The following is a 13,054-nucleotide window of genomic DNA, read 5'->3' on the forward strand; positions in this document are numbered from 1 at the left end:
CGCCGCGGGGCGTCAGCTGCCGGAGGCCGGACCGACCCGCTCCGCGACGATTCGCTCGAGCGCGAGGTAGCTGAGCTCGATCGACTCCACGTCGATCCGCTCGTCGTTGCTGTGCACGCCCTCGCGGTAGCGCTCGTAGCTCCAGCCGGGGCCGAGCACGCCGAAGCCGTAGGCCGGGATCCCGAGCTCGCGGAGCACGCGCGCGTCGGATCCGCCCGCGGCGAGGATCGGCACGACGGGCGCGCCGCCGACCACCTCGACCGCGCGCTCGATTGCCGCGAAGAGCGGGGTGTTGGCGGGCGAGGCCGTCGCGGCCCAGCCGTGCAGGTGCCGGATCTCGACCTCGTCGGCGAAGTCCCCGAGCACCGCGGAGAGGAGTTCGTCGACCTCCTCGTCGGTCGTGCCGGGGAGGGTGCGGATATCGAGGTCGATCCGCCCGACCGCTGGGATCACGTTGTGGGTCGTGCCGGCCCGGAGCACGGTCGGTGAGATCGTGACGCGGGACACGGCGTGGGCGTAGCCCGCGATCCCGCCGAGCTGCGGCAGAGCAGCGTCGATCCGGACCGGATCGAGGAGACGCTCGGCGAGCTCGGGATCCTGGATCCGAGCCGCCACGAAGCGCCCCCAGAGCGGGCCGAGCTCGACCGCTGGCATGACCGCCCGCAGCCGCTCAAGCACCTCACCCACCCGGTAGGCCGCGCTCTCCGCCCCGTAGGGAATGGATGCGTGACCCGGCTTTCCGCGCACCACGATGCGGCGGCCGGCCGAGCCTTTCTCCGCGACCTCGATCGCGATGTGCTCGCCCATGCGCATCCCGCCGGACTCGGAGAGCGCCTCGTCGACGCGCACCGCCTCGGGATGCTCGCGCACGAGCCAGTGGATGCCGTACTCGCCGCCCGCCTCCTCGTCGGCGACCGCGAGCAGCACGAGGTCGCCGCGCGGCGGCTCGGGCGCGAGCGCGACGTCGCGGAGCGCGCAGGCGAAGGCCGCCGTGAGGTAGAGCATGTCGACCGCGCCGCGGCCCCACACCTCGCCGTCGACGAGGTCGCCGCCGAACGGGTTGCGGGTCCAGCCCTCCGGGTCGACGGGCACGACGTCGAGGTGCCCGAGCAGCCCGAGCGAGGGCGCATCGGGATCCGTGCCGCGCACGCGGGCGACGAGCGACGCGCGCCCCGGCGCCGACTCGAGCACCTGCATGTCGACGCGGCCCGTCGCGACGGCGTCCGCGAGGAAGCGCTGCAGCACGCGCACGTTCCGGATCTCCTGGCCCGACTCCGGCGAGCCGTCGTTGACGCACGCCTCCCTGATCAGCGCACGGGTGAGCTCGATCGTGTCGGCCACCGAGCCGTGCGGGATCCGGGGCCCCTCTGCGTGCTGCGTCGTCGGATCAGACACTGCGCTCGGCTCCCTTCGCGTCTGGGTTGGCTGGGTCTGCTGTGTCGGCAGCCTCGGCCGCCCAGCGCTCGACCGAGTCGAGGATCGCCTGGACGCCCGCGCGGTACACGGCGAGCCCGTCGATCGCGAGCAGCTCGTCGCGGTACTCGCGCACGAGCGGGAACTCTGTGAGATCCGCGCCGCCGAACGAGCTGATCCACGGGATCGCGCCCTCGCGCGCGCCCTCGCCGCCCGCGAGCACCTCCTGGGCGAGCGCGGCGCTCTGCGCGAGCGCAAAGCCCGACACCGCCGAGTAGGCGCGCACGAGCCGTTCGCCGCGCAGGCCCCCCTCGTGCAGGGTCTCGAGGATGTGCTGGTCGGAGGCAAGATCCCCGGGCCCGCCCGGATCCACGAGCGCCCAGTCGGCCGCGACCGACGGGTACAGCAGGCTGAGCTCGGCGTTGCGCATGAGGTGCCGTTCAAGGCGCTGCCGCCAGCTGCCTGGCTCCGCCCGCGCGTCGGCGACGGCCATGCCCGCGACCCGGTCGAGCGCGGCGCGCGTGAGCTCCTCCTTGTTGCGGAAGTGCCGGTACATCGCCGTCGCGTCGACCCCGAGCGCCTCGCCGAGCCGCTTGAAGGTGATCCTGGCACCCGGATCGGCGCTCGCGAGGGCGAGCACGGCGTCCACGATCACGCTCTGATCGAGCCGAGCTCTGCGCGGCGTCGCCGTCTCCGTCATCCCGTCTCCGATCCGCGGCCCCCGCCGCGCGTGGGCGGCGCTCCTGCGGCACCGCGTATGCGCGATCCAGTCTAGTCGCGGGTCGTGACAACGAGCGTGACTCGGGGTGGGCGGCGGCGGCATTGCCGCGCACCTGCCCGGCGCCGGCTGCGCAAGCCGGCGCAGCGCACCGGCGCTCGCTCCGCAATCTGCACTCCCTCACACGATCCCGCCCCGAACCAACGGAACGACGGCAGAACTCGGAGCGACGGCGGGGAGGCGGGCGCCGCGCCGCCCACTGCCCCCACCCAACCCACTAGATTCGACCCATGACCTCGTCCAGCGTCGACCACCTCCCCCTCCTCTCGGAGGCCGCGCTCGCCGACCGCCGCGCCGCGCTCGCCTTCCGCATCGTCACAGTGATCGTCATCGCGATCGGGCTCGTGCGCTCCCTCGACCTGCTGACGCCGGACCCCACCTGGCTCTCGATGCTGTACTTCACCCAGATGAGCAACGTGTTGTGCCTCGCGTGGGTCGCGCTCGCCGCGATCCGGACGGCGCGGGATCTCGGCACCTGGGGGGCGCGCGGCGTCTCGACGCCCTCGGCGCGCTGGGCCGCGGCGATCATGCACGCCATCACGGTCACGATGCTCATCTACATCGTCGTGCTCGTGCCGACCTACGACCCGGCGAGCGGCAACGAGCCGCCCTTCACGCTCACCGACAACCTCGTGCACATCGTCACCCCGAGCCTCGTGATCCTCGACTGGCTACTCTTCACCCCGAAGGGCCGGATCAGGTGGTTCGACCCGCTGCTCTGGGTCCTGATCCCGTACGCGTATCTCGCCTTCGCCGTGATCTACGGCGCGCTCGGCGGCCGGTTCGAGTCGGGCGACACCTTCGCCTACCCCTTCCTCGACGTCGCGACGCTCGGACTCAGCGGCGTTGTCACCTGGATCGCGACGCTCACGGTCGCGCTCCTCGCTGTCGCGTACGTCTACGTCGTGATCGACAGGATCCTAGGCCGGATCGCGGGAGTGACCGGGCGCTAAGCCCTGAACGGCGGTCTCAGCCGTGTCGGTCTGCGCTGAGGCCAGGAACGGCGGCCCGGGGAACGCCAGCGATCCGGGACCGGATCCGCTCCACGGCCGTGGCACTGCTCGGGACTCGGAGCCCACCGTGTGAGGCGAAAGTTCCTTTTTCCCGTTCAATCTCTGCATTCTTGCCAAGGACCGGACTACACGTGTTGCCCCGCCCGCACCTGCCGCGTACTCTGGGCCCGCCGGCCCTCCGGCATCAGTGTTCCCGTCGGTGGGAAGTCGGCTATTGCACCTGACATGAAGCGAGAGGACCCCCTCGGAATGAGCGACCGCCCCTCAACCCCCGATCCGACCAGGGCACCGTCGCCCGTTCCCGGGCCTGCCACGACCGTGAGCGGGGCGGTCGGTTTCGCGAGATCCCGCCGCGCATCGCTGCTCGGCGCGATCTTCATGATGGCGACCTCGGCAATCGGCCCCGGTTTCATCACGCAGACCGCCACGTTCACCTCGACGCTCGGCGCCGCCTTCGCCTTCGGTATCCTGGCCTCGGTCCTCATCGACTTCGTCGTGCAGGCCAACATCTGGCAGATGATCACGGCCTCGGGCAAGCGGGCGGCGGAGCTCGCGAACGCCGCGATCCCGTTCAGCGGCTTCATTCTCTCCGTGCTCGTCATCGCGGGCGGCCTTGTCTTCAACATCGGCAACGTCGCGGGCGCCGGCCTCGGCCTCAACGCGATGCTGGGTCTCGACCCCAAGATCGGTGGCGCGCTCAGCGCGCTGCTCGCGATCGGGATCTTCCTCTCCCGCAGGGCGGGCTACCTGCTCGACCGCGCCCTCGTGATCCTCGGCATCCTCATGATTGGGTTCACCGCCGCGGTCGCGATCGTCGCGAGCCCGCCGGTCGGCGACGCGCTCCGCCAGACGATCCTGCCCGACACGATCGACTTCGCCGTGATCACGACCATCGTCGGCGGCACGGTCGGTGGCTACATCACCTATGCAGGCGCCCACAAGCTGCTCGACTCCGGCACGGCCGGGCTGGAGAACATCACGCAGGTCTCCCGCTCGGCCTTCACGGGGATCGCCATCACCGGCGTGATGCGGTACGTTCTATTCCTCGCGTTCCTTGGGGTGACGGCGAGCGGAGCGACGCTGGACCTCGCCGGGAACCCGGCTGGCGAGGCCTTCGAGGCGGCGGCTGGCGAGTGGGGCATGCGGGCCTTCGGTCTCGTGCTCTGGGCGGCGGGCATCTCGAGCGTCATCGGTGCCGCTTTCACGTCGGTGTCGTTCATGACCGTGTTCAGCAGCAAGCTCACGCAGCGCCGACGGGATTGGGTCACCGTCGGGTTCATCGTGATCGGGCTCGCCGGATACCTCATTATGGGCACGACCCCGGCCGCGCTGCTCGTCTTCGCGGGCGGCTTCAACGGCCTCATCCTGCCCATCGGCTTCACGGTGTTCATGTACATCGGGTGGTTCCGCCGGGACCTCCTCGGCGGCTACCGCATCCAGTGGTGGCTGCTCACCCTCGGCACCGCGATCACCGCGCTCACCTGGTACATGGGGGTCGTATCATTCCGGGCGATCTTTGAGTTCCTCGGCGCGTAGCGCGGGGACACTGCAGGGGCCCGGATCCGCGAGACTTCGCGGTTCCGGGCCCCTGATCAGCCATTAGGAGCTATCGGCTCAATAGGTTCTAGAAGTCCCAATCCTGACTTAAAGCGCGGAATCATGCGATTTCTGCGGTTATCGGACGCTTCTGTGCCCACTGCGTGCCACTTGAGTCCAGCCCGGGACCGACCCACCAGGTCGAGACGGCAGCAGGCTAGCGAGGGCACGCCAGCCGAGCCAATCTACGGCATTAGGATCGGCGGTCAACAACGCCCTAACGACGATGTCAGAAGCGCACGGCACAATTGTCACCATGACCACGCTCGCCAAAGCGCTCGAGCTCCGACGGCTCCTCGCCGAGAGCACTACGCTCAGTATGCTGCGCAGGGATCACCTCCCGATTGTCGCCGCCGTGCTCGGCACCTATCTGAGCGAACCCGATGATCGAATCGCCACGGAAGATCTGCACGAGCGATTCGATGCCGACCTTGAAGAGCTCCGCGATCATTTTTCGCTCGGCAATACCAGCGCAAAGGCATACTGCGATGACTGGCGTAATGCGGGGATCCTCACACGAAGGCCGGCATCCGGCGCGCGTGGGGAGACCTATGAGCTCTCCGCCCCCGGCTTCGATGCACTACGCATACTCAACCAACTCCAGGAGCCGAGATCCACACTCACCGAATCGCGGTTGATTTCTCTCGCCACCACGTTGCACTCCCTCGCGATCGACACCGACCCTGATCAGACACGAAGGCTCGAGGCGCTGCAACGCGAACGCGATGCGATCGATGAGCAGATCGCACGCATCAGGAGCGGCGAACTCGAAACTCTCGACGTCGATCGCGCCAGGGAACGCGTCGCTGACATACTCATGCAGGCGCAGAACCTTCCCGCCGACTTCGCCCGAGTGCGCAGCCGGTTCGAAGACTTGAACCATGACCTGCGCACTAGCCTGCTCGACAACGACGCTTCCGTCGGCACCGTGCTCGACGATGTCTTCCGCGGAGTCGACATGATCGAGTCCAGCGATGAGGGGCGCACATTCTCCGCTTTCTCCTCGCTCATCCGGGATCCGGAGCGCACAGCCATTTTCGAAGCGGATGTCGCAGCAATCCTCGAACGAGAGTTCGCGGTCGACCTTTCCCCGCGCACTCGCCGTGCACTGCGCCAGCTCATGCGCGCCATGAAGCAGGGCAACCGTGAGGTCAATCAATCGCTAACAGAGTTTGCCCGGGGGCTGCGCAGGTACGTGCGCTCCCAAGACTTTCAGCGAGATCGAGAGATGCGCGGGCTCCTGCAAGAAGCGCTCCGCACTGCGGCTTCCGTGCGCACCGCCGTCAAACCCTACGCCCCGATCGGCATTGCGCTCGATCTTACCTCCGTTCACCTGCACAGCGTCGGCGCGATAATCCCTCACGACCCGAGTGACTTCGAGGCCGGCGAGACCCTTGCCGACGCCGATGCCGGCGAGGCAAGCCTCGCGCGGCTCGCGGCGATCGCTCGCGAAACCGAGATCGACTTCGCGGAGCTCGCCGAAAACGTCAACCAGTCGTTCTCCTCCAGCGACCAGCTCACCGTTGATCCTGTCACCGTCGCCGACGTACTCGAACGGTTCCCAGCGACGCAGGGCCTCGCGAGTGTCATCGGGCTGCTCTCGCTGGCATCGCTGCACGGTGAGGTCGACATCGATAACTCAGATGTGCTGACTTGGACCGGCGCCGATGGTGTTGCCCGATCCGCCACTGTGATCCGACACGTCTTCACGAAGGAGATCGATGCATGAGAGACCACAAAGGCCCGGCCGAAACCAACCAACTGCTGAACAATCAGGGAGCCCCACTGCCTTCGGACGAGACCGCACTCTGGCGGGGCGATACCGGCACACTGCACGATCTCTCGCGCCGCACGCTGCTCCGGTTACTCAAGGGCCCGTACCTCTCCGGCGCGAAGCAAACTCAGCTGTGGTCGGCACTGCTCGCAGACGAACGAGCGATTCGTTCGCGCCTACACGACCTCTTCCTCGACCTCGTCATCGACCGGGATGATGAGTTGGCGTTCGTCAGGAAAGTACAGACCGACGAGATCGACATCCCAACCCCGCTCCGTAACGAATCCCTGACATTTATCGAGACCGCGATGCTGCTCACCCTTCGCCAAATGCTGCTCGCGAACAGCAGCGAACGCAGGGTCATCGTGGGCAAGGAAGAAATCTACGAACAGTTGCAGGTCTACAACGAAGGAGACACCGCTACGTTCGAACGAAACCTCAACAGCGCCTGGGGGCGCATGGAGAATCGGTACCGAGTGCTGCACTCAGCGGGCGACGATCGGGTCGAGATCTCTCCCATCGTGAAGTTCTTGATCGACCCCGATCGCGTTCGCGAGCTCACCAATACATACCTGACGCTGGACACCGGGCAGCAGGCGGACACGGGAGAAGCACGATGAAGGATCAACCGCGCCCGTCCGGTGCGCAGTCCGACCCCCCACCCGGGCAGTGGCGCCTCTCCGAGGTGCAGGTCGCGAACTGGGGAACATTCGACGGAGCCATCTACCGCATGCCCATCTCACGCGAGGGCCATCTCATCACCGGTCCCTCCGGGTCGGGCAAATCATCACTGCTCGACGCGATCTCAGCGGTGCTCACACCAGACCAGTGGCTACGGTTCAATACCGCCGCCCAAGGATCCCAAGCGCGCGACGACCGCCGCACGCTCATGAGCTATGTGCGCGGCGCTTGGAGCCGAGCGACCGACGAACTCGAAGATCGCGTCGTCAGCCAGTTGCTGCGCCCCCGCGCGACGTGGAGCGGAATCATTCTGCGCTACGAGAACGGCGCGGAGCAGCCGGTTTCCCTCTGCCGTTTGTTCTTCGCTCGGGGCACGACCACACAGCCCGCTGATCTCGCCAGCATCTCACTCATCGAGCGCTCTGACATCGACCTCCGCGACCTCGAACCATTCGCCCATAGAGGGCTGGAAGCGCGCAAGATCCAGTCTCAGTGGCCCGACGCGCTCGTAACCTCCGCGGGCTCGCACCGCAAGTTCTACTCGCGTATGCGCAAACTCTTCGGCATCTCGAACGAGAGCGCCCTCCAGCTGCTCCACAAAACCCAGTCAGCGAAGAGCCTCGACAGCCTCGACCAGCTCTTCCGCGACTACATGCTCGAACAGCCCCGCACGTTCGAGATCGCAGACAATGCGGCACAGCAGTTCGGTGAGCTCAACGACGCCCACGAGCATGTAGTCGAGCTGCGAATGCAGAGAGATCACCTCAACGCGTTCCGCACGCAGTCAGAGGATTACGACTCAGCGGAGGCCCAGGCCCGCAAGGCGCACGAACTCGCCGAAGCAGTGCTCCCCTATCAGCGCACGCGACGTCTCGAACTCGCCCAGGGCGAACTCTTGCACAATGAAGAGCGCGCAGCCGACCTCGCGGCTCAGGTGGAGACCGCCCATCTGCTCGCTGATCGAGCGCAAGAAACTCTCGATGTGGCCAGGCAGCGCGAACTCCGACTCGGCGGGGGAGACGTCGAGCAATTGCGCCACCGCATCTCTACCGCCCAAGCCGAAGCAGAGCGCACGAGCCAGCGTTGGGAAGCACTCGCGAAGAACCTTCGAGACGTCGGCATCAGCCACACCCCGGCGAGCGCGGCAGAATACGTCGAACTTCTCGCCCAGTTCGACCATTCGGCCGCATTTACATCGCCGACAGGGCCTACGCACGACGACCACCAGCGTCTCGCCGAAGCGCGACACAAGGTGTCTCGCATCGAGAACGAGATCAAGACACTGCGTATTAGCGGATCAAGCGTGCCGGGCGCACTCCTGCAGATCCGGGATGAGATCGCCGAAGCCGTCGGGGCGCCTCCCCAGGCTTTCCCCTTTGCAGCGGAGCTCCTCGAGGTGAAGAAGGAACATGTCAATTGGACCGGCGCAATCGAACGCGTGCTGCGACCACTCGCGCTGACCCTGCTTGTTCCGTCGCACCACCTGAGCGAAGTACGACGTTGGGTCAACACCCATCGCATCAACGGCCGCCTCACCTACGAAGTCGTCGGAGAGGCCGCGGCTCCTCGCCCCGCAGCAAGCGCGGTCTCCCTTCTCAGCCGCGTCTCCGTTGCAACTCACCCACACGGGGCCTGGCTCACCGGCATCCTCTCACAGCGATACGACTACGCCTGCGTCGATCACCCCGACGAGCTGGATCAGCATGCCAGGGCAATCACCGTGGAGGGCCAGATCAAGCAGTCCGCCACGCGCTATGAGAAAGACGATCGCCGTCAGGTGGATGACCAGCGACACTGGGTACTCGGCGACCGCGAAGCCAAGCATGAGGCACTCCTCGCCCACCTGCGCAGCGCGGAGGCTGAACGGAAGGCGGCGCAGAGCGTCGTCGATCGCGCCACTGCCGTCCAGCATCAGGCTCTCAATCGGAACGCCGTTATCGGCACGCTCCGCGACCAGTCTTGGGCCCACTTCGACCGGGAGCGCGCCCGGGGCGACGTTTCGGCGCTCGAACAGCACCTTGATGCACTCACCCGCACAGACAGCGATCTCAATGCCGCGATCAAGCAGACCTCCCATGCTTCCACAGCACTCCAGCAGGCCCGATCCGACCTCGACTCCTTGCGAGTCGATCACGGCGAAATCATCCGTTCGCAGGAAAAGCTGAAGAGCGAGGTCGCCGACCTCAAAGCACAGCTCGGTTCACCAGAGGGTCCGGTGCTTCTCGCCGACCTCGCAGATGAGCTCGATCGCCGATTCCACGCAATGCAGCGACGTATCACCCGCCAGAACATCGGTGACATCGGTCATCAGGTTTCGAACGCGCTGCGCCGCGAAAAGGACGAGGCGAGCGATTTCTCGAATCGTGCGGGCAGCGCACTCATCCAACTTGCCACGCAGTTCAAGGAACGCTGGCCCGCGGCTGCCGCCGAGCTCTCCCCGACGATTGCAGGCCGGGTCGGCTACCTGGAGGTACTCGACGGCATCACCACGCATCGACTGCCAGAGCACGAAGCCCGTTTCCTCAGACTGCTCCGCGAGCGCTCACGCGACATGGTGGGCGACCTGGTATCCGAGATACTTGCCGCACCGGAAGAGATCAGGGAACGCATCAGCCCCGTCAACACGTCCCTGCGCAGATCCCCGTTCGACCGCGGGAGGTTCCTCAACCTTCGCGTGAAAACCCGCCGCTCCTCCGTGGTCAATGATTTCCTTGCAGACCTCCGCTCAGTGTCTGACAGCAGCTGGGGCGACAACAGCGCCGACACCGCCGAAGCCCGGTTCTCTACGCTCGCGCAGATCATGCGTCGGTTCGAGTCGAGCGACCGCCTCGATCGCGCTTGGAAACGGCAGTGTCTCGATACTCGCCTGCACGTGATTTTCCTCGCCGACGAGATCGACAAGGAGGATCGCGTATGCGCCACCTACGACTCCGCAGCATCGCTGTCCGGCGGCCAGCAGCAGAAGCTCGTAGTGTTCTGCCTCGCCGCAGCTCTTCGCTACCAACTCACCGATACCGAGGAGCAGCACTCGCGATACGGCACCGTCATCCTCGACGAGGCGTTCGATAAGGCCGATGCGCCATTCACCCGCATGGCACTCGACGTCTTCACCGAGTTCGGTTTCCACCTCGTGCTCGCAACACCGCATAAGCTCCTGCAAACTTTGGAACCCTACATCGGCGGCGCCACCGAAGTCGAGAACCCCACGCATCGCAAGTCGCAGATCTCGCAGGTGATGTGGGAGAGAGGGAACCCGTGATCACCACCGAAGAAGTCCGCGAGCGCGCCTCGAAGCGCACGCGCGCCCAGCGCGGTGCCTGGGGCGCGGATCGGCTGCGCCCCGATGCGGAACCAGTCACATGGCAAGTCGCGCTGCACCCCCCGACCGAGCGCGAGATGCGCGCCGACGAGCACGCCGCCGAGCTGTGGGCGAGGCAGTGGCAGCGAGTCGACGATGCCCATGCAACTTCGGGGCTACGCATCGAGTGGACGAGCCGGGCGTGGCTGAGTATCGGCCGGCAGCGGGTGCCCACGCACGCGGTGTTCTGCCGACCCGATGCAATCGCCGAGTTCGCCGGGGGCGACGAGCATCATTCCTGGCTCACTCTGCGCGCTCGGGCCGACCTCATCGCATCGCGTTTTGGCCGCTCTCCCGCTCTCGCAGCCGTCTTCAAACGTCATGCGAGCACGATCCTGTCTCTCGCCGAAGCCGATTTTGACACGCTGCTCGCGGTAACGCTGTGGCTCAAAGACAACGACGCCTCAGGCATGCGCCCGCGGCAACTACCCATTCGCGGAGTAGACACCAAGTGGTTCAGCGCGCACCGCCCCCTCGTGTCCGCCCTGTGCGAGGCTGTCCGAGGCGATGCCCTCAGCATCGTGACTTCCGACTCCCTGATTCGTGTTCGCGTGCTCGACTCCTCGCTTGCAATGGGCGGGTTGCGTGACTTCGCAGCCTCCCCTGCTCAACTCAATGAGCTCGAATACCTACCCGGCGTTGTGTTCGTCTTCGAGAACCTCGAGTCGCTGCTAGCGATGCCCGATTGGCCCGGTGCGATCGCGGTGCACGGGTCAGGCTACGCCGTCGATGCGCTAGGAAACATCCGCTGGATCACCAACCGGCCCGTGATCTATTGGGGCGATCTCGACTCGCACGGCTTTGCGATCCTGCACCGCCTGCGCAAGCATCACTCCGATATCGCATCGGCGCTCATGGACAAGGCCACGCTTCTGCGGTACCGCGACTTGTGGGTCGCCGAGCCCACGCCCGCTCGAGGTGCTCTCGACACGCTCACGGCTTCGGAAGCCGAGGCGCTGAGGTGTCTCCGCGCGGAGGGCGACGTGCGCCTCGAACAGGAGAGGATCCCATGGGCGACGGCGCTTACCGCGCTTCGCCGAGCGGCTGAGGGACTACCGCTCCTGCCACACCGCCCCCCAAAAGTCTGCAGACGCATCATGAGAGAATCGCTAAATGAACAACCGCCGTGGACAGCGCCAGGATGGCAAGCCTGAGGCGAAACGTCGCAAATCAGAATTGCGCCCACGCAAACCACATGCTTACACTGGACACGGTAGCAGTTCCTCAGCGGACCACGCGCCATCTCCAGAAGGCGACCTTGGGTCGCCTTCTGCGTTTCGGCAGTTACCCGACGGCATGCTCATCGCATATCTCGACGAATTCGGCCACGTCGGCCCATTTATGGGAACTGGCCATAAGAAGTTCTTCCACAACCCGGTATTTGGATACGCTGGCATCCTCATCCCAGCTGAGAACGTGCGGCGCTTCGGAGCAAAGTTCGAACGCCTTAAAGAACGAGAATTTCGCAACGAAATCCACGACTCAGGTAAACACCCTCGCAGGTGGGAGAAGAAGGGCTCGGAGATCTTCACCAGCGGATCCTTCGCGCGCTACCCTCACCGGGTAGCTCTCATCAGCGACCTCGGCGACTACCTACATCGGCTCGGCGGCAACTACTTCTACTCTGGAACCGTCAAACCAATAGGCACGACCAAGATGACGGGGCAAACTCCCGCAGAACTCACCAGCAAAGTGCTCGTTGATGTCGTAAAGCAGCTCTGTATCTATGCCGAGCGCAAAGGCCGCAACCTGACCGTGCTCCTCGATCAAGGCGGTCCTATGCCTCGCGAAGACGCGATCACTCACATGGCGTCATTCATTTACTCGGCAAAAGAGCCCGAAATGAAACGCATCATAGAAGTGCCGATGCAGCTCGAAAGCCACCGGTACGGGGCCATGCAATATGCAGACTGGCTCTGCGCGATTACCTCGCGCACGGTGCATTACCATTTCACGGATTCAGATGAGTTTGCTTGGGCACCTGGCGCATTCAAGGACATCTTTCATAGCTGGGCCACCGCAGAATCACGCATTCTCGTTCCTGAGACCCATAGCTCTGTGCGAACTGGGACACTGATTCATCCTAAGAAGTGGATCAACAGCAATTTCAATACTCAAGTCAGGCCGGCAGGCGCATCTCTGCAGCACCGCGTCGGAGATGCCCTCAACCTTCACGCTCAACAGTAGGAATCTCCTCGACAAGGTTCTCGGGCAAGTCGTTCATATCGACTCGAATGAGTCTTCCAACGCGGTAGCCGCGCACCGTCCCGTCCGAGATTCGACGCCGGAGTGCCTTGACGGATATTCCGAATTGTTCAGGCGCCTCGGCGAGCGAAACCAACCTCGGTGTTGCGTCTTCGCGGCCAAGTCTCGCGTGCCCCTCCGCATGGGTGCTTAAATTCATGCCTGGCCCTTTCTGTCCATTCTGAACAGAAAACTGA

General features: G+C 65.3%; 9 protein-coding genes. 7 read left to right on the forward strand and 2 right to left on the reverse strand.

Annotation, left to right across the window (positions count from 1 at the left end; translation table 11 throughout):
- Nucleotides 1-12 precede the first annotated feature (12 nt).
- Complete coding sequence (locus ACOPJ3_RS00175) at nucleotides 13-1,395, reverse strand: M20/M25/M40 family metallo-hydrolase (protein WP_427869856.1); 1,383 nt, start codon at nucleotides 1,393-1,395, stop codon at nucleotides 13-15.
- Nucleotides 1,388-2,113 (reverse strand): TetR/AcrR family transcriptional regulator, encoded by a 726-nt coding sequence (locus tag ACOPJ3_RS00180; protein WP_427869857.1) that lies wholly within the window; start codon nucleotides 2,111-2,113, stop codon nucleotides 1,388-1,390. Before ACOPJ3_RS00180 ends, ACOPJ3_RS00175 begins: the two co-directional genes overlap by 8 nt.
- A 308-nt stretch (nucleotides 2,114-2,421) precedes the next feature.
- Between ACOPJ3_RS00180 and ACOPJ3_RS00185 the strand changes: the two genes are divergently transcribed.
- From ACOPJ3_RS00185 to ACOPJ3_RS00215, 7 genes are all read left to right on the forward strand, one after another.
- Nucleotides 2,422-3,144 (forward strand): Pr6Pr family membrane protein, encoded by a 723-nt coding sequence (locus tag ACOPJ3_RS00185; protein WP_427869858.1) that lies wholly within the window; start codon nucleotides 2,422-2,424, stop codon nucleotides 3,142-3,144.
- A gap of 309 nt (nucleotides 3,145-3,453) precedes the next feature.
- The gene (locus ACOPJ3_RS00190; RefSeq protein ID WP_427869859.1) at nucleotides 3,454-4,740 is read left to right on the forward strand and encodes an NRAMP family divalent metal transporter; all 1,287 of its coding nucleotides are present in this window, start codon (nucleotides 3,454-3,456) and stop codon (nucleotides 4,738-4,740) included.
- A gap of 316 nt (nucleotides 4,741-5,056) precedes the next feature.
- Nucleotides 5,057-6,529, forward strand: a complete 1,473-nt coding sequence (locus tag ACOPJ3_RS00195; protein ID WP_427869860.1) for a DUF3375 domain-containing protein — start codon at nucleotides 5,057-5,059, stop codon at nucleotides 6,527-6,529.
- Nucleotides 6,526-7,194 carry a DUF4194 domain-containing protein gene (locus ACOPJ3_RS00200; protein ID WP_427869861.1) on the forward strand — a complete coding sequence of 223 codons (669 nt, stop codon included), beginning with the start codon at nucleotides 6,526-6,528 and terminating at the stop codon, nucleotides 7,192-7,194. Before ACOPJ3_RS00195 ends, ACOPJ3_RS00200 begins: the two co-directional genes overlap by 4 nt.
- Nucleotides 7,191-10,514, forward strand: a complete 3,324-nt coding sequence (locus ACOPJ3_RS00205; protein ID WP_427869862.1) for an ATP-binding protein — start codon at nucleotides 7,191-7,193, stop codon at nucleotides 10,512-10,514. The genes ACOPJ3_RS00200 and ACOPJ3_RS00205 overlap by 4 nt, the downstream gene beginning before the upstream one ends.
- Nucleotides 10,511-11,767, forward strand: coding sequence for a Wadjet anti-phage system protein JetD domain-containing protein (locus tag ACOPJ3_RS00210; RefSeq protein ID WP_427869863.1), 1,257 nt, complete (start codon nucleotides 10,511-10,513; stop codon nucleotides 11,765-11,767). The genes ACOPJ3_RS00205 and ACOPJ3_RS00210 overlap by 4 nt, the downstream gene beginning before the upstream one ends.
- Entirely contained in the window at nucleotides 11,727-12,800 is a 1,074-nt protein-coding gene (locus ACOPJ3_RS00215; protein WP_427869864.1) for a DUF3800 domain-containing protein, read from the forward strand. The genes ACOPJ3_RS00210 and ACOPJ3_RS00215 overlap by 41 nt, the downstream gene beginning before the upstream one ends.
- The last annotated feature ends 254 nt before the right edge of the window (nucleotides 12,801-13,054 follow it).

This window comes from Leucobacter luti, from assembly GCF_050310065.1.
GTDB classification, from domain to species: Bacteria; Actinomycetota; Actinomycetes; order Actinomycetales; family Microbacteriaceae; genus Leucobacter; species Leucobacter luti_B.

Coding starts and splice junctions, on each gene's coding strand:
- ACOPJ3_RS00180 (WP_427869857.1), bottom strand. CDS start 2,113: ATGACGGAGACGGCGACGCCGCGCAGAGCTCGGCTCGATCAGAGCGTG.
- ACOPJ3_RS00185 (WP_427869858.1), top strand. CDS start 2,422: ATGACCTCGTCCAGCGTCGACCACCTCCCCCTCCTCTCGGAGGCCGCG.
- ACOPJ3_RS00190 (WP_427869859.1), top strand. CDS start 3,454: ATGAGCGACCGCCCCTCAACCCCCGATCCGACCAGGGCACCGTCGCCC.
- ACOPJ3_RS00195 (WP_427869860.1), top strand. CDS start 5,057: ATGACCACGCTCGCCAAAGCGCTCGAGCTCCGACGGCTCCTCGCCGAG.
- ACOPJ3_RS00200 (WP_427869861.1), top strand. CDS start 6,526: ATGAGAGACCACAAAGGCCCGGCCGAAACCAACCAACTGCTGAACAAT.
- ACOPJ3_RS00205 (WP_427869862.1), top strand. CDS start 7,191: ATGAAGGATCAACCGCGCCCGTCCGGTGCGCAGTCCGACCCCCCACCC.
- ACOPJ3_RS00215 (WP_427869864.1), top strand. CDS start 11,727: ATGAACAACCGCCGTGGACAGCGCCAGGATGGCAAGCCTGAGGCGAAA.